We start from the raw sequence: 17,055 nt of genomic DNA on the forward strand, positions 1-17,055 counted from the left end.
CGATTCAGCAGGTTTTGGGGCCGCTTCGCGACCCGGCGGGAGCGAGCTCCCTCGCCACGGGTTTGTATTCATCCTCAGCGTTATGGGCTATCCCCAGAGTTTTCTCCAGGGTTGCGGTTCAACTCCTATCAGAACCCCACACTCGCCTGCACGAAGAACGTACGCGGTGCACCGACATAGATGCCCGAGTTGTTGTCGCTCGAACGGGTGTAGTACTGGTGATCGAACAGGTTCTTCACCCCGGCACCGACTTTCAGGTTCGACAATTGCTCACCGAAGTCATAGCCGCCGCGTACGTTCCACAACACGTAGCCCGGCATGTCGCCGTACTGCCCGTCGGCACTGCCGTCGGTGATGTAGTCGCCGCTGAAGCTGCCATCGGCGTTCACGCTGTTACCGGGTGAGCGTTGCTTGGACTGGGCGAAGGCGTCGAGGTTGTAGGTCCAGCGGTTGACCTCGTAGCGCAAGCCCAGGTTGGCCACCTGGCGTGAATAGAACGGCAGGTCCCGTCCCTTGAAGCTGGGGATCTGGCCTTCATAGGTCGCACGGGTGTAGGTGAACCCCGCACTGGCAGTCAAGCCTTCGAGGCGTGGGTCCAGCGCAGCCATGTCGTAGTGCACCGACGCTTCCAGACCCTGGTGCTTGGTCGCCCCCATGTTGGTCCAGCCCACGTCATTGCTGATGTACTGCAACTCGTCGTCGAAATCGATGTAGAACAGCGTCACTTCACCGCCCCACACGTCATCGTTGTAACGCGTACCGATCTCGTAGGTCTTGGCCTTTTCCGGGCTCAGGCCGTTGGCGGTGTTGTTACCGTCGCCGCCCTGGCCGAGCTGGAAGTATTGCAGGCTGCCAAACGAGGTCTCGTAGTTGGCGAACAGTTTCCAGGCGTCGGACAGGTGATACATCACGCTCAGGGCCGGCAGCGGCTCATTGCTGTCGATGCTGCGACGTTTTTCCTGCACAGGGCGGCCCGTGGTATCGAGGACCGGGCGGTCGTGCCATTCGGTGCTGATGCTTTCGAAGCGTAGGCCTGGGGTGATGGTCCATTTGCCCACATCGATTTTGTCGTCGATATACACCGCGTGGGCTTCAGTGCCGCCGGTACGGTCCTGATAGACGTGGCCGTCGGCGCCTGGACGCACCACCGGTTGGTTATCGCGCAACGCCAGGCGGCTGGCCTCTTCGTGCATGCCTTCCTTGAGGTAGCGGTAACCGACGCTGGCCTCTTGGGTGGTCGGGCCCAGGTCGAACACATGGGACACTCGCGGCTCGATGCCGAAGGTGTAATAGGTGCGCGGGTAGGACACCAGGTTGCGTTGGTCCCGCGAAGCAATGGTGCTGCCCCGGTAGCTGTCGGAGTAATAGGTCAGCACTTCGGCCTGGGTGCGGTCGTCGATCTGTCGCAGCCACTTGAACGACACGTCCTTGCGTCGGCCGCTGAAGTTGTCCCAATCGCGGTCGGACTGGTACGGGTCGGCGTCGAACTGCTTCTGGGTCAAGCCACCGGGCATGTCGGCCTTGGCGTCGTAATAGTGGAAGTTCAGCGAGAAATCATCGACCTCGGTGGGCGCCCAGTGGGTCTTGAGGATGACGTCGTCGATGTCGTTGCCGTTGTTGCTCTTGCGATAACCGTTGCCGTTGACGCCTGAGTACAACAGCGCCACGCCCAGGCCATTGTCGGCGGTGCCGCCGAGAAAGGCCGTGTCGATGTGTTTCCAGCCGCCGCGCTGGGAGGTTTCCAGGGTGGTGCGGATTTCACCGGTGGCTTTCTCCGGGATGGCGCGGGTCACGAAGTTGATCACCCCGCCGACGTTCTGCGGCCCGTAGCGCACGGAGCCGGCGCCACGGACCACGTCGATGCTGTCCAGGTTGCCCGAGGAAATCGGCGCCATGGACAGCTGCGGCTGGCCATACGGCGCGAAGGCCGCCGGTACGCCATCGATCAACACCGTGGAACGCGGCGACAGGCGCGAGGTGAGGCCGCGCACGCCAACGTTCAGGGAGATGTCGCTGCCACCGGTACCGTTGGCGTCCTGCACCTGTACGCCCGGTACACGCCGCAGCACATCGCCGACATTCATCGCGCCCTGCTCCTGCATCGCTTCGCGGCGGATCACCGTGCGCGCGCCGGGATGGTTCTGTACCACCTCGGCGTTGGCGTCGCCGAGCCAGTCGCCGACCACCTGGATTTCAGTCGCGCCCAGCTCCATTGGGCCACTGCTGGCCGCCGTTGGCGCCGGCACCACGGTGACCGAACCCTCGTCGATCTGGTACTGCAGCCCGCTGCCCTGGAGCAATTGGCGCAGGGCCGCTTCGGCAGACAGGTTGCCGTCCACCGCTGGCGCCTGCTTGCCGGCCACCAGTTCGGGACTGAAGAACACCTGCAACGAGGTCTGCTGCCCCAGTTGGCTCAGGGCCTGGCCCAGCGGCTGCGCCTGGATGTGAATGGAGGTGGCGGCCAGGGTCAGGGCCAGGGGCAACCAGCGTGCGGCGGTACGGTTGTTGTTTTTGGCGGGGGTCTTCACGTCGAACCTTGTCCTGTTGATCGCAAGAATACGCGTCTGTTAATGCAAACCAGTTGCAGTTGGACAAGAAGACGAAGAACTCGGGAAAAACCTGAATCTACCGCGCAATTATTTCCTGGCTGCCGTCATCCAGGGTGCGAACGGCCACCGGGAGGATGTTCGGCAAGGCCTTGAGCAGTGCATCGGTGTTAGCGACGCCGAACACACTGGTCAGGCGCAGGCTGCCCACCGCCGGGCTGCCGATGCGCAAGGGGTTGGCGCGATAACGGGAAACCTCTTCGGCCACTTCACTGAGCGGCGCGTCATTGAACACCAGTTTGCCGTTGCGCCAGGCCGTGATTTCATCGGCGTTGATCGCGTAAGGGACGGCGACCTTGCCTTGGGCATCGATCTGGGTACCGAGACCGGCCGTGAGCTTGACCGGCACATCGCGGCCCTGCACCTTGACGCTGCCCTGCTCCACCGCCACCCGGGTTCTGTCGACATCGCGGCGCACGTCGAAGCGCGTCCCGGTCACCGTCACCTGGCCGTTGCCGGCATCCACGGTGAACGGTCGGCCAGCGTCATGCTCGACACGGAACAACGCCTCGCCTTGCGCCAGTTCCACCCGGCGTTGATGGTGGGCGAACTGCACCCGCACCCGGCTGCTGCTGTTGAGATCGATGACTGAGCCGTCCGGCAAGGCAATGTGCCGACGCTCGCCAAGCGTCGTGGCGAACTCACCGCTGTAGTCGGCGGACGAACCCAGGCCACTGAACAGCCCCAGGCCGACCGCCACCGCCAGGACGCCGGCAGCCACGGCGTAGCGCAGCAGTGGCCGGCGCTTGGGGCGTTTGGCTGGCGGTTCGCAGAGTGCTTGCAGGCGTTCCCGGGGCAGCAGGTCCGTGGCGCTCCAGATGCCTTGCAGCAACTGGATCTCGTCGCGGTGGTTGGGGTGTTCGTCGAGCCAGGCTTCGAAACGCTGGCGCTCAGCGACCTCCATGGCGGGCGCTTGCAGGCGCACGAACCACTGCGCGGCGGCGTCGCGAACCCTGTCCTGCCCGCACGGGCATTCACGGCTGTCCATCATGGAAGGTCCTGTGGTTCGGGTGAAAAGTAGGCGCGGATCATGAGTCGGGTCCGTCCAGCCGATCGCGCAGATGCCGCAGGGTGCGGATCATATACTTTTCCACCATGTTTTTTGACAGACCCAGGCGCTCGGCGATTTCGGCCTGGGTCAGGCCTTCGATCTTCTGCCAGACAAACACCGTGCGGCAATTGGCCGGCAGCTCGGCAAGCGCCCGTTCGATGGAGTCTGCCAGCTGGATCGCGTGCATGAAGTGCTCCGGGTCGCCCGAAAGCGACTGACGATGGTCAAGGACCGCCTCCTCCATGGCCCCCCGTCGATCTTCGCGCCGATAGCTGTCCACTGCAATATTGCGTGCTGTTTGATGCAGATAAGCCCGTGGCTGCTGGACGGTCGCCGAATCGGACTCGAGCACCCGCACGAAGGTGTCATGGGCCAGGTCCTCGGCCTGTTCGCGACTGCGCAGGCGACGGGTCCAGGTGCCGATCAACTCTTCGTAATGCTCGAAAAAGCCGGGCCTGCGGGGCAACTTGGGGGTCATCGCGGTGTGCTGCTGGGACGGGGCGGGAATAGTAATCTTTCCCATTAAGGGGAAGCAAACCTATTGGTGGGGATGCCAACAGGAGACAGGAGGAAAAAGCCGACCTCAGGGGTAGCGACTCTGTCATGTGGGAGCGGGCTTGCTCGCGAAGGCGGTGTGTCAGTCGCCTCGATATTGAAAGGTCTACCGCATTCGCGAGCAAGCCCGCTCCCACATTGGATATCTGTCGTACACAGATCCAGGGGTTCGGGCAGGGCTAAATGGAACTTGGATACCAGACTATCGTGGAGGGCGCCCCATGCCCCTCTTCAACAGGCGAAACAATCAAGCCTCAGGCATTTTCCGAAAGCCCACCGCCAGACGGTTCCAGCCATTGATGACATTGATCGCGACCGTCAGGTCGACCATTTCCTTGGGGGTGAAGTGCTGGTTCAGCAACTCGTAGTCGGCGTCCGGCGCGTGGGTGTCGCTCAGGCGGGTCAGGGCTTCGGTCCAGGCCAATGCGGCGCGCTCGCGGCCGGTGAAGAATGGTGCTTCACGCCAGGCGGTCACGGCATACAGGCGGCGTTCGGTCTCGCCGTCCTTGCGGGCGTCGGCGGTGTGCATGTCGATGCAGAAGGCACAGCCGTTGATCTGCGAGGAACGCAGCTTGACCAGCTCCAGCAGGGATTTTTCCAGGCCCAGTTTCGAGACGGCGGTTTCCAGGGCCAGCATGGCTTTGAGAGCGTCGGGGGAAGCGGTGTAGAAATCGATACGCGGTTGCATGGTGAACTCCAGAACAATGAGGTGTGGCGCTACGTTAGCGCCGCGCTGGCGCGCAACAAATAGCCAATTGTTGGGAAGTTCGGGTAGCCAATGGACCCATCGAGAGGCCAAAAGGCGCTGGCTGATGATTACCCTGTGGCGAGGGGATTTATCCCCGTTGGGTTGCGAAGCAACCCCCTGACCATTCGCCGCGGTCCAACAGATAAACCTTGCCAGACAATTCACGACTGCTGCGCAGTCGAGCGGGGATAAATCCCCTCGCCACAGGGGGCCCGGGGTGACTTCAGACGTAGTTCAAGCCCGGCTACGCAGCCATTGCAGGAAGCGCTTCTTGGCAACCGGCTTGGGCATTTCGCGGGTCAGGTTCTGGGCCAGGTGCATGCGGAAGTCCAGCAGGTTTTTCATCGCGTCGTTGATATCGCGACGAGCATCCAGACAGGGTTTGAGGTAGCTGTTTTCGATGCGGTAAAGGGTGCAGAAAGTCTTGGCGGAAAAATCCGCCAGGGTGGCCTGGTCGGCGACGATGCCGGCTTCGCCAATCACCTCCCCCGGTCCCATGCGCCCGCCTTCCAGCGCCTGTCCATTGCGCACCAGGGTCACGCTGACCACCCCCGATTCAATGATGAACAGATGATCGCTGACCTCCCCGGCCGGCAGGATCATTTCCCCGGCGCGGAAGGTCTGCAGGGTCATGTTCTGGCTGAAGGTCTCCTTCTCTTCCTGGCGCAACGTTGAAAAAATACTCGAGCCTTCGAGCAACGCTCGGGGCCGCGAAAATGCGCTGGCGGAGGTGGCTTCGGTGGTGGACAACAGACTGATGCCTGACGCCCGCAGATGCCGGAATGCCAGGTCGAACAGTTGATTGCGCACCTCGCGCTTCTGACTCATCGACGCCACGAAGCCACTGATTTCGTATTGCGCCCCGTCACTGCCAGAGCTTTTGAGCGTCACGCAGGGCGCGGGAATGGCCAGCAGGCTCCGGCAGCCGATCATCGCCCGCTCCAGCGCTTCGATGACTTTCTGCGGCCGAGCGTGGGGGCTGACCTGGATGCTGATGGACAAGCCATGCACATCGCTGGGTCGGCTGAAATTGACGATCTTGGCCTTGGCCGCCAGGGAGTTGGGGATGACCGCCATGCTGCCCTGGGCGGTCTGTAACCGCGTGGCCCGCCAGTCGATGTCGGTGACCCGGCCTTCGGTGCCGTCGATGGAGATCCAGTCATCGAGTTGATAGGGCTTGGTGGTGTTGAGCACGATCCCGGAGAACACGTCGCTCAGCGTACTTTGCAGCGCCAGGCCGACGATGATCGCCATCGCCCCGGAGGTCGCCAGCACGCCCTTGACCGGCAGGTCCAGCACGTAAGCCAGGGCCGCGATGACGGCGATGAGGAAGATCACCGCGCCAAGCAGGTCCTGTAGCAAGCGCCCGGTATGGCCGACCCGTTGCATCATTACTGCGCCGATCATCACCGTCAGGGTACGCGCGGCGAACAGCCACCAGGCGATCTGCAGGCCGGTGGCCGCCAGGTGCCGCGGCACATCGTCGACCCACTGCGCCGGCACCATCGGGTTCAGCCCCTCGTTGAACAACAACATGCTGAACAGCGAGAAAATCACCAACCGCCCACCGATTTTCCAATAGGTCCGATTGACACTGACCAGCCGCCACAGCAGCAGGTCGAGCACAAGCAGCACCAGAGCACAGAGCAACGGGTGGTTGGAGATCAGGGACAGCATCGGGACAGCTCCAGGAAGATCATCGACGGCAAGAGTGGCACAAGTTGGAGTCGCTGTAGAGTTCACCGCAGAACCCCCATGTGGGAGCGGGCTTGCTCGCGAAGAGGGTGGCACATTCAACAAAAATGTCGACTGTGACTACGCCTTCGTGAGCAAGCCCGCTCCCACAATGGATCGGTGTCGTTAGTTATTCATTCTTCAGCCCTCCATCCGCCCAAAGCGGCCGGAATGAAAATCGCTGAACGCCTGGTGAATCTCCTGTTCGCTGTTCATCACGAACGGGCCGTGGCCGACGATGGGTTCGTCAATCGGCTCGCCGCTGAGCAGCAGCACCACCGCGTCGTTGTTGGCTTGCAGACTCAATTGGTCGCCGGCCCGCTCGAACAGCGCCAGTTGCCCGGCCTCGACGCGCTCACGACCGTTGACCTGGACCGAGCCTCGCAGCACCACCAAGGCGGTGTTGTGGCCCTCATGCAGGTCGAGGGTGAGGTTTTTCCCGGCGTTCAGGCGGATGTCCCAGACGTCGATCGGGGTGAAGGTCTTCGCCGGGCCGTGCTGCCCTTCGAAATCACCGGCGATCAATCGCAGGCTGCCGGCATCGTCCTTGAGGGCGATGTTCGGAATGTCGCCCTTGAGCAACGTCTGGTAGCCGGCCGGGGCCATTTTGTCCCGGGCGGGCAGGTTGACCCACAGCTGGACCATTTCCATGAAGCCACCCTGCCGGGCAAAAGCCTCGGAGTGGAACTCCTCATGGATGATGCCCGAAGCGGCAGTCATCCACTGCACATCGCCGGGGCCGATCGTGCCGCCGCTGCCGGTGGAATCACGGTGCTCCAGTTCGCCCTGGTAGACGATGGTCACGGTTTCGAAACCGCGATGGGGATGTTGGCCGACGCCGCGACGCTCGGTGGTGGGTGTGAATTCGGTCGGGGCCGCGTGGTCCAGCAGCAGGAACGGGCTGATGTGCTTGCCCAGGTTGTCGTAGGAAAACAGCGTGCGGACCGGAAAGCCATCGCCAACCCAATGAGGCCGTGGGCTGGTGTAGAGGCCGATGATGTTTTTCATGCTGTGTCTCCAGATCAGTGTAGCGATGCTATGGACACAGCTTAAAACCAGCGTCTTTACCGCACTAGACCGCAAAAACCGGCTTTAGCGTTCTATTTCCAGAACGCCGCCGTCGAACTGTGGGAGCGGGCTTGCTCGCGAAGGCGATGGATCAGCTTGTACAGTTGTTGAATGTGCAACCGCTTTCGCGAGCAAGCCCGCTCCCACAGAGGATTGTGGAGGGTGAGGAAAATGCGCGCGCCAACAGGCCTACAGATGATTACGCCTGGCAAACTCCGACAGCCCCACCAGTGACTTCAAGCCGAGCTTCTCCAGCAAACGGGTCTTGTAGGTACTGACGGTCTTCGGGCTCAGGAACAGGCTTTCGGCGATGTCTTTGCCGCGCATGCCCATCGACAGCATGCGCAGGATCGACAGTTCGCGGGTGGACAGGCTTTCCAGCGCCTGTTGTTCGGTGCGCTGCTGGAAATCCAGCCTGACCGACATCTGGGGGAAATAGGCATAACCGGACTTAAGCGCATGGATCGCCTTGATCAGCTCCTTCAGGTCGCTTTTCTTGGTCACGAAGCCCCTGGCGCCGGCCGAGATGCAACGGTTGCAGAAGTGCTGCGCATCCTGGGAGGTGAACACCAGCACGCCGCAGTCAGGAAACTGGTCCATGATCCACACCAGCAGGTCCAGGCCATCGAAACCGTTCATCACCAGATCCAGGATGACCAGGTCCGGCGCGCCCTCCTTGATGAGGGTCCTGGCTTCGGCCGCGCCATTGGCGTCGCGCACGCGGGTGAACCCCTCGTTCTGGCAAATGAGCCGCAATGCGCCTCGTATGACAGGGTGGTCATCCACGATCAATACATCTTTCAAGGCAGTTCCCCCGGTCAATACGAAAGGCAACGACGCCACGACGGCAGCGGACTCTTGCACACGTACCTGGCCCTGGCACCTGTCAAATCCGACAGTGCGGACCAACGGCACGGGCTCAACCGCCCAGCCCCTGTCGCAGCAGGCGCTCCCAGGGTCGTTGCGAGGCGTCGACCTGCACATCGACCCGCGCCATCAGGAGGCGCAGTGACGCCAGGTCAGGCAGCGGGGCCTGGCTCCAGTGCATGCTCGAGCGACGCCCGACAGGCACTGATCGCAAACCGGACGGTTGTGCGTTGTAGACCCATCCGTGACGAACCTGTGGGTTATAGATAACAAAATCGTGCAAGTCCAACACCCCGCTCGCCATCCCGGCGTTGATCACCACCAGGTCGAACGGCTCGCTGCCGTACTCCACCAGTGTCAACAACTCCTGCAGATGACTCACGGGAACAATCCGGAAATAGCCGAGTTGATTGAACAGGCGCTCCAGCACCACTCGATGGGTATGGTTTGGGTCGGCAATCAGGATACGTAGTGCTTTGTTGGGCATGGGGTATTCCAGTAGCAACGCGACGGATAGGAAACTGGGCGTCAGGCTAGAGGAAGGTTCTGAGAGGCGCTGTAGGACTAATCCGAAAAAGAAGAAGGAAAAGAGTACTCCCGACCAAACGCGGGAAATCCTGCGGACGACCTGATCCTGTGGCGAGGGAGCTTGCTCCCGATCGATGGGCTGGCGCTTCAGTGCGAGGCGTTCACAGACTTGGGCCTGCTGCGCAGTCCAGCGGGAGCAAGCTCCCTCGCCACAATGGTTCAGGTGTTCTTGAGTTAATGGCATTACCCATCGATCATGGTTTCCAGACGCTCCGCCAACTGCTCCATCGCCTGCAGCACATCCTCCACAGCCTGGCCGAGCGACACCCCATCGGCCCCGCGACAGGCGTTTTCCAGTGCTTCGCAGGCATTGACCAGCCGCCGCGCCTGGATAATCCGCGCACCGCCCTTGATCCGATGCGCCAGGTCCGCCAGGCCGGCCGCGTTGTGCTGGCTGGACAAACGCCGCAGCCGGGCGCCATCTTCAGCATTGCTGCGCACCAGCTCTTGCAACAGTTGCTGGATGGCATTGGTGTCGCCGCCGGTCAGCTGTTCCAGGCTGCTCAAGTCGATATCGGGGCTGGTGGTCGCTGCCGAGTCATCCGGCACGACCGAAGCCAGGCGCGCGCTCAGTTGCTTGAGGCTGATGGGCTTGAACAGGCAATCGTCCATGCCGGCCTCGGCGCAACGCTGCTTTTCCTCGGGCTGCGCATTGGCGGTGAACCCCAGGATCAGCCCGGGCGACAGGCCCTGGGCGCGCTCTTCGGCGCGAATGGCCCGGGCCAGTTCGTAGCCGCTCATCAACGGCATGTTGCAATCGGTGATGACCACATCGAAGTGCTCGCCGCGCCAGGCGTGCAAACCTTCGACACCATCCTGCGCATCCTGGACCCGATGCCCCAGGTAATTGAGTTGCTGCGCCAGCAGCAGGCGGTTGGCCGGGTAGTCATCCACCACCAGAATGCTCAACGGCCGCAGCGGCGCGGGTGCCTCGTCCTCGACTGGCGGCGTGCCTGCCAACGTGTCGAGCGTCGGCAGGCTCAGGCGGACTTCCACCTGGGTGCCCTGCCCCGGCACGCTGCTCAGCGTCAGGCTGCCGCCCATCATTTCGCACAGGGTGCGGCTGATCACCAACCCCAGCCCGGAGCCGCTGCGAGCCGACTGGGCACCCTGGCTGGCCTGGGTAAAAGGACTGAACAGGCGCCGCTGGTCTTGCGCTGAAATCCCGCTGCCGGTGTCCTCGATCCGCAGGCAAACGCCCCATTGCCCCTCCACCGGGCCCGGTTCGCCGCGCATACTCAGGCGCACCAGGCCCTGGTCGGTGAACTTGATGGCGTTGCCCAAAAGGTTCGACACCACTTGCTTGAAACGCAACGGGTCGATCAATACGTCGCGCCGGATTGTCGCGTCCAGATCCAGTTGCAGGTGCAAATGTTTCTGCCAGGCCAGGCCCTCGAAGATACGTCCCACCGACTCGACCAGTTCATGCAGATTGGCCCGTTCCGGCGTCAGCGACAGTTTTCCGGACTCGATGCGGGCGATGTCGAGGATGTCGCCGATCAAGTCCAGCATGCCCCGGGCAGCCCCCGAGGCCACTTCAATGGCGAACCGGTCGACCACGCCCTGGTCGGCTTTTTTCAGCGCCAGTTCCAGCATGCCGATCACCGCATTCATCGGCGTGCGGATTTCATGGCTCATGGTTGCCACGAAGGTGGTCTTGGCCCGGTTGGCCTGCTCGGCGCTCTCTTTTGCCACCCGCAGTTGTTCCAGTAATCGCCGAAGGTACAGGCCCCACCCCAGCGTCACCAGCAACAGCAGCGCGGCGATGGCGAACCCCTGGACAATGGTCGTGCGGTTGCGCAGCCAGTAGCTGTCGTCGATCACCACTTCACTGCGCCAGCGGTTGGTCAGCTCGTCCATTTCTTCGGGGGAGATGCTCAACAGTGCCTTGTCGAGGATCGAATACAGCTCCACCGAACCACGAGGTGTCGCCAAGGCGATGCGCGCCGGCAAGGTGCCGACGGTGCTGGTGATTTGCAGTCGGTCGCGGTACTGGCGAGAGATCATGTAACGGGCACTGATCAGCGAATTGATCGCGCCGTCCACCGTGCCGGCGGCGACCATGCCCATGGCGTCGGGGACGTTTTCGGCGGGTATCAGCTTCACCCCGGGAAATTGTTCTTGCAGGTATTGCTGCAATACGTTGCCACGCACCAGCGCCAGGCGCTTGCCATCCATCTGGTTCAACGTCAGCGGGGCCTTGCTGTTCTGGGGCGCCACCAGCACGAACGGGTTGGTCAGGTAAGGACGGGTAAAGCGCAACGCATCTTCATCATCCGACTCGGAGCTGATGGTGATGGCCGCCAGCACATCGGCCTGGCCGCTCTTGACCCGCTCGATCAGGTCGTACACCGACTGGCCCCGCTGGATGTCGAACTTCAGGCCGGTGCGCAAACCGATCCGGGCCAGCACATCGGCACTGATACCGCGGAACTGGCCTTGTTCGTCGATGAATGTCAGGGGCAGGAAGTTTTCGTCGATCACCACCCGGATTCGTGGATGGGTGTCCATCCAACGCTGTTCACTGGCGCTGAACTGCAACGCCTGCTGGCCCGGCATGCTCGCCCCACCCGCACTCCAGCGGCGCAGGATGTCCATGCGCTCGCCGGCCGGAATGGCTTGCAGGGCGGCGTTGACAATGCGCAACAAACGCTGATTGTCGCGGCGCAGGGCAAAGGCGAAGGGCTGGACTTCCATGCGTGAGAAGTCCGCCAGTTGCACGTTGTTCAGGTAGTTCTTGCTGATCAGGTAATTGGCGCTGATTGAGTCCCCCAGGTAAACATCGGCCTGCCCGAACGCCACGGCGCCGATGGCACTGAGAGTCGAGGGGTACAGCTGCAAGGAAGCCTCGGGGTAGAACGCCTCCACCGTGTCCGGAGGCAGGTAGTGGTAAAGCATCGCCACCCGCTTGCCCGCCAGGTCCGAGGGCAAGTCCTGGCTGTCGTCGATGCGCGCGACCAGGGTGGGCAGGTCGTCGGCGTAGGCTTGGGACATGCTCAGGTCCGGCTCTGCGGCTTCGAAACCGTTGGCGGTGTCGAGCAGGTCGATCTCACCGCTGCGCAGGGCCTGGAGCGATTCGGCACGAGACGGATAACGCTGCACCTGCACCGAGACGTGCAGCAGTTGCCCGAGCAATTGCGCGTAGTCGGCGGTCAGGCCTTCATAGTCGCGGCCATTGCCGGTGATGCTGAACGGCGCATAGTCCGGGGCCGAGGTGCCCAGCGACAGCGTGCCCTTTTGCCGCAGCCAGGCCCGGTCTGCCTCGCCCAGGGACGCCGAATAGTCATTCACATGGGAACGCCCGAGCACCTGCAACGGCTCGGGGGCAGCGCCCACCGGTGGCGCCACACTCAATGAGCCCAGCAACAGCACCGCCAGGCCTGCGCATAGAAACAGCTTCATCGGATTCAAATGTTGCGCTTGGCGTAATCGGCCCGGAACACCACCGACTGCATTCAGCCAGGGCGACCGGCGGATGGGTTCAAACTGCCAATGCGAGGGAACAGCGAACCGTCAAAGCCTGCCGAACCATGGCAGGCGTGGGATGAGTGTAGGAAATTTCTGAGGAATTGCCTGAAGAACCCACAAGGGGTCCGGGGCTGAACACAAAAATGGTATCCATCCCAAGTCAGTGTGGGAGCGGGCTTGCTCGCGAAGACTGAGTCACATTCAACCTATGTGCTGACTGACCCACCGCCTTCGCGAGCAAGCCCGCTCCCACAGGAGGCCGAGTTGTTCAGAACATCGGGCCCTACACCGCAGCCAATAACTGATCACGCACGGTACGGCCCTGTCCGCGAAGCTTGCCATGCTCATACAGCGAGCCGGCGATTTCATCGGCGCGTACCGGCAGGATCGACAGCAGCGTATCGCTCAGGCCGTGGCTGGCCTGGCAGAAGCCCTGCATATAGATCGCGGCCTTGCAGCGCTCGTCGGTGATCAGCTTGTAATTACGGTCCACCTCGAAATCCCCCAGGTACTGGGCAAGCGGTTCCAGCAGTGTACGGTGCATGTGCCGTTCGTAACCGGTGGCCAGCACCACCGCATCGTAGCGGCGCACCGTCAGCTCGCCGGTGGCGTTGTTGCGCACTGCCAGTTCGATGCCGGCTTCGGTAACCGTGGCCTTCTCCACCGTGGTCAGGGTGCGGAACGCATGGCGGGCGATGCCGGAGACTTTCTGGCGATAGAAGATCCCGTAGATGCGTTCGATCAGGTCGATGTCCACCACCGAATAGTTGGTGTTGTGGTACTCGTTGATCAGGCGCTCGCGCTCACCGTGGGGTTGCTGGAACACCAGGTCGGTGAACTCCGGGGAGAACACTTCGTTGACGAACGGGCTGTCGTCCGCCGGCTTGAGGGCCGAGCCGCGCAGGATCATGTCGACCTTGACCGAAGGAAAACTGTCGTTGAGGTCGATGAACGCCTCTGCCGCGCTCTGCCCGCCGCCAATGATCGCGATGTTCATCGGCTGCCCGCTCACACACGGCTGGGTCGCCATGCGCTCCAGGTAGTGGGAATGGTGGAACACTCGAGCGTCATCCTTCAGTGCTCTGAACGCCTCGGGAATGCGTGGCGTGCCACCGGCGCTGACCACCACCGAACGGGCGGTGCGCACGAATTCTTCGCCCTGGCTGTCGCGGGAAATCACCCGCAGGGTTTCGACCTGCTGGTTATGCAGGACCGGCTCGATGCGCAGCACTTCTTCGCCATAGCGGCTCTGCCCGGCGAACTGCGCGGCGACCCAGCGCAGGTAGTCGTTGAACTCCATGCGGCACGGATAGAAGGTGCCCAGGTTGATGAAATCCACCAGGCGCCCATGGTGCTTGAGGTAATTGACGAACGAGTATGGGCTGGTGGGATTGCGCAGGGTCACCAGGTCCTTGAGGAACGAGATCTGCAGCTCGCTCTGGGTCACCAGGGTGTTGCCGTGCCAGCGATAGTCGGCCTGCTTGTCGAGGAACAGCACATCCAGTTCGCCCTGCACGGGCCCTCGTTCTTGCAGCGCGATGGCCAGCGCCAGGTTCGAGGGGCCGAAGCCGATGCCGATCAAGTCGTGAACGATGGGCGCTGCAATTGCCTGTGTCATGTCCAGTGTCCTCTGGAAAAGCCCCTCAACAGGGCGCGAAAAGCCTGGGTGACTGGCCGACGCGGGGCGGAGAGAGCCCGGGGCGGTCAGTCGTCTGTTGAGAGGAACGAGGACAATGAAAAAAAATTTACCGCCGTGGGACCGGCGGGAGGTAAATCAGGGCGCGTCCCACTGTCGCACGCGAACGCGGCAATGCTTCATGGCGTTGACGATGTGCTTTTCCACCAACGCCCGGGAAATGCCCAGGCGCTCGGCGATCTGCGGATGGGACAGGCCTTCGAGCTTGCGCAACAGAAAGCTTTCGCGGCACAGCGGCGGCAACTCGGCCAGGGCCCGTTGCAGCATGTCCAGGCGCTGGCCATGATCGAGGCTGGTGTGGGGTGACGGCGTGAAGAAGCGCTCTTCGTTATCCAGCACATCCAACGACTCGACCTGGCGCAGGGTATTGCGTCGATGCCCGTCGATCACCAGGTTCAGCGCCGTGCGGTACAAAAAGGCCCGCGGCTGTTCGATGGGCGTGTCGCTGGCGCGCTCCAGCACCCGCACATAGGCGTCATGCACCACATCCTCGGCCGCCTGACGGTTGCCGAGCCTGGCGTTGAGGAAACACACCAGTTCGCGATAGTAGTTTTCCAACCTGACTCCCGTGCGCAATGCCTGCGACCGCTATCCCTGTGCCCCTCGGCATGCCTGGGTCAGACAATGGCACGATGGTGGCAGATTCAATCGCGTAATTTATAGTAATTCTCATATAGATTTAAAGCTTTCCTTTATCTCAGCGTCACCCTGCAATGGATGGCGCGATACAAAAAACCTGTGGCGAGGGAGCTTGCTCCCGCTGGGGCGCGAAGCGGCCCCTCATCTGAAGATCCGTCTCGACAGAGTTAACGGCGGCGCCTGCCTTGGGCCTGCTGCGCAGTCCAGCGGGAGCAAGCTCCCTCGCCACAGGGCGGCATCCTGTCCCTGGGTAGCGATCCTGCTACCAAGTGTTTCAACCATTAAATTCCCGCCCAAAGCGCTCGTTTACCAGAACAGCCTCCCGTCCCTGAGCTCTTGCGACGGGCTCGATACCACCGGCCGGAACCCTGCATGAAACGTCCCCGCCCCACCCGACGCGCCTGGCTCATGACTTTCGCCCTGCTTCCGGCTGTCGCCTTCGCGGCCTGGCAAGCCGTGGCCCCCCACCGTGAAGCGCCGGCCACCGCGCTCGTCACCCGTGGCGATATCGAAAACAGCGTGACGGCCCTGGGCACCCTGCAACCGCGGCGTTATGTGGACGTCGGGGCCCAGGCGTCCGGGCAGATCCAGAAGATCCACGTAGAAGCCGGCGACGAGGTGCGCGAGGGCCAGTTGTTGGTGGAAATCGACCCATCCACCCAAAAGGCCAGGCTCGACGCCGGACGCTTCTCCATCGAAAATCTCAAGGCACAGCTTCAGGAGCAAAGGGCCCAGCACGACCTGGCGCAGCAGAAATTCCAGCGCCAGCAGCAGCTCAAGGCCGGCGGCGCTACCCGCGAAGAGGACGTGCAGACCGCCCGCGCCGAGGTGCGGGCGACCCAGGCGCGCATCGACATGTTCCAGGCCCAGATCCGCCAGGCCCAGGCCAACCTGCGCAGTGACGAGGCCGAGTTGGGCTACACGCGGATCTACGCGCCCATGAGCGGCACGGTGGTCGCCGTCGGCGCCCGCGAAGGCCAGACCCTCAACGCCCAGCAACAAACGCCGCTGATCCTGCGCATTGCAAGGCTGACCCCGATGACCGTCTGGGCCGAAGTCTCGGAGGCGGACATCGGCCACGTCAAACCGGGGATGAACGCTTATTTCACCACCCTGGCCGGCGGCGCCCGGCGCTGGAGCAGCACCGTGCGCCAGATTCTCCCGGTGCCGCCGCGTCCACTGGAGGCCAGCCAGGGTGGCAATCCCAACGGCAGTCGCAGCGGCAGCGAACGGGTGGTGCTCTACACGGTGTTGCTCGACGTCGACAATGCCGACCGCGCCCTGATGACGGACATGACCGCCCAGGTGTTCTTCGTCGCCGCCCAGGCCAAGGACGTGCTGAGCGTGCCCAGCGCCGCGTTGCAGGACGCCGCCGGCCAGGTCCGGGTGCTGGCCGACAACGGCGAGGTCCAGCCACGGGCCGTTCGCACCGGCGTCAGCGACCGTCTGCGCACCCAGGTGCTCGATGGCCTGAACGAAGGCGAACGGGTACTGATCGGTCCGACCGCCGGCAACGGAGGCTGAATGAACACTCCGCTGATCGAACTGCGCGACATCCGCAAGGCTTACGGTGGCGGCGACAGCCCTCGGGTCGAGGTGCTGCGCGGCATCGACCTGGCGATCCATGCCGGAGAGTTCCTGGCGATCGTCGGGGCGTCCGGCTCCGGTAAATCCACGCTGATGAACATTCTCGGCTGCCTCGACCGCCCGACCAGCGGCGAGTACCGTTTTGCCGGTGAAGACGTCGCCCGCCTGGGCAGCGACGAACTGGCCTGGTTGCGCCGCGAAGCCTTCGGTTTCGTGTTCCAGGGTTATCACCTGATCCCCTCCGGCACCGCCCAGGAAAACGTCGAGATGCCGGCCATCTACGCCGGCACCTCGGCTGCCGAGCGCCACGCCCGGGCCAGCGCCCTGCTCGCACGCCTGGGCCTGGCGAGCCGCACCGGCAACCGCCCGCACCAGTTGTCCGGTGGGCAGCAGCAACGGGTGTCGATTGCCCGGGCCTTGATGAACGGCGGCCACATCATCCTCGCCG

The 17,055-nt window shown here is 62.8% G+C and carries 13 protein-coding genes; 2 read left to right on the plus strand and 11 right to left on the minus strand.

Annotated elements, in window-relative coordinates:
* Positions 1–128 precede the first annotated feature (128 nt).
* The 11 genes from RGM2987_RS18450 to RGM2987_RS18500 form a co-directional block, all read right to left on the minus strand.
* On the minus strand, positions 129–2,528 hold the full coding sequence (locus tag RGM2987_RS18450; protein ID WP_245143990.1) for a TonB-dependent receptor: 2,400 nt from the start codon (positions 2,526–2,528) through the stop codon (positions 129–131).
* Positions 2,529–2,625: 97 nt separating this feature from the next.
* Positions 2,626–3,597, minus strand: coding sequence for a FecR family protein (locus RGM2987_RS18455; RefSeq protein WP_245143992.1), 972 nt, complete (start codon positions 3,595–3,597; stop codon positions 2,626–2,628).
* A gap of 37 nt (positions 3,598–3,634) precedes the next feature.
* Entirely contained in the window at positions 3,635–4,135 is a 501-nt protein-coding gene (locus RGM2987_RS18460; RefSeq protein ID WP_245143994.1) for a sigma-70 family RNA polymerase sigma factor, read from the minus strand.
* Between the two features lie 324 nt (positions 4,136–4,459).
* Positions 4,460–4,900: a carboxymuconolactone decarboxylase family protein gene (locus RGM2987_RS18465; RefSeq protein ID WP_245143997.1), complete on the minus strand. Its 441-nt coding sequence runs from the start codon at positions 4,898–4,900 to the stop codon at positions 4,460–4,462.
* A 294-nt stretch (positions 4,901–5,194) separates the two neighbouring features.
* Positions 5,195–6,637: a mechanosensitive ion channel family protein gene (locus tag RGM2987_RS18470; protein ID WP_245143999.1), complete on the minus strand. Its 1,443-nt coding sequence runs from the start codon at positions 6,635–6,637 to the stop codon at positions 5,195–5,197.
* A 198-nt stretch (positions 6,638–6,835) separates the two neighbouring features.
* Positions 6,836–7,702 (minus strand): pirin family protein, encoded by an 867-nt coding sequence (locus RGM2987_RS18475; RefSeq protein WP_245144000.1) that lies wholly within the window; start codon positions 7,700–7,702, stop codon positions 6,836–6,838.
* A 249-nt stretch (positions 7,703–7,951) separates the two neighbouring features.
* Positions 7,952–8,566 carry a response regulator transcription factor gene (locus RGM2987_RS18480; RefSeq protein ID WP_245144001.1) on the minus strand — a complete coding sequence of 205 codons (615 nt, stop codon included), beginning with the start codon at positions 8,564–8,566 and terminating at the stop codon, positions 7,952–7,954.
* A 115-nt stretch (positions 8,567–8,681) separates the two neighbouring features.
* Positions 8,682–9,116 (minus strand): response regulator, encoded by a 435-nt coding sequence (locus tag RGM2987_RS18485; RefSeq protein ID WP_245144002.1) that lies wholly within the window; start codon positions 9,114–9,116, stop codon positions 8,682–8,684.
* 284 nt (positions 9,117–9,400) lie between these two features.
* Positions 9,401–12,619 carry a transporter substrate-binding domain-containing protein gene (locus RGM2987_RS18490; protein ID WP_245144003.1) on the minus strand — a complete coding sequence of 1,073 codons (3,219 nt, stop codon included), beginning with the start codon at positions 12,617–12,619 and terminating at the stop codon, positions 9,401–9,403.
* Positions 12,620–12,968: 349 nt separating this feature from the next.
* Positions 12,969–14,303, minus strand: coding sequence for a SidA/IucD/PvdA family monooxygenase (locus RGM2987_RS18495; RefSeq protein ID WP_245144005.1), 1,335 nt, complete (start codon positions 14,301–14,303; stop codon positions 12,969–12,971).
* Positions 14,304–14,459: 156 nt separating this feature from the next.
* On the minus strand, positions 14,460–14,939 hold the full coding sequence (locus tag RGM2987_RS18500) for a sigma-70 family RNA polymerase sigma factor (RefSeq protein ID WP_245144006.1): 480 nt from the start codon (positions 14,937–14,939) through the stop codon (positions 14,460–14,462).
* A gap of 453 nt (positions 14,940–15,392) precedes the next feature.
* On the opposite strand from RGM2987_RS18500, the gene RGM2987_RS18505 reads away from it, so the two are divergent.
* Positions 15,393–16,544: an efflux RND transporter periplasmic adaptor subunit gene (locus tag RGM2987_RS18505; protein WP_245144007.1), complete on the plus strand. Its 1,152-nt coding sequence runs from the start codon at positions 15,393–15,395 to the stop codon at positions 16,542–16,544.
* Positions 16,545–17,055: ATP-binding cassette domain-containing protein (locus RGM2987_RS18510; RefSeq protein ID WP_245144008.1), on the plus strand; the 511-nt coding region annotated here is incomplete at its 3' end. It lies immediately after the preceding gene.

The sequence above is a fragment of the Pseudomonas sp. RGM2987 genome, assembly GCF_022952855.1.
Lineage (GTDB): Bacteria > Pseudomonadota > Gammaproteobacteria > Pseudomonadales > Pseudomonadaceae > Aquipseudomonas.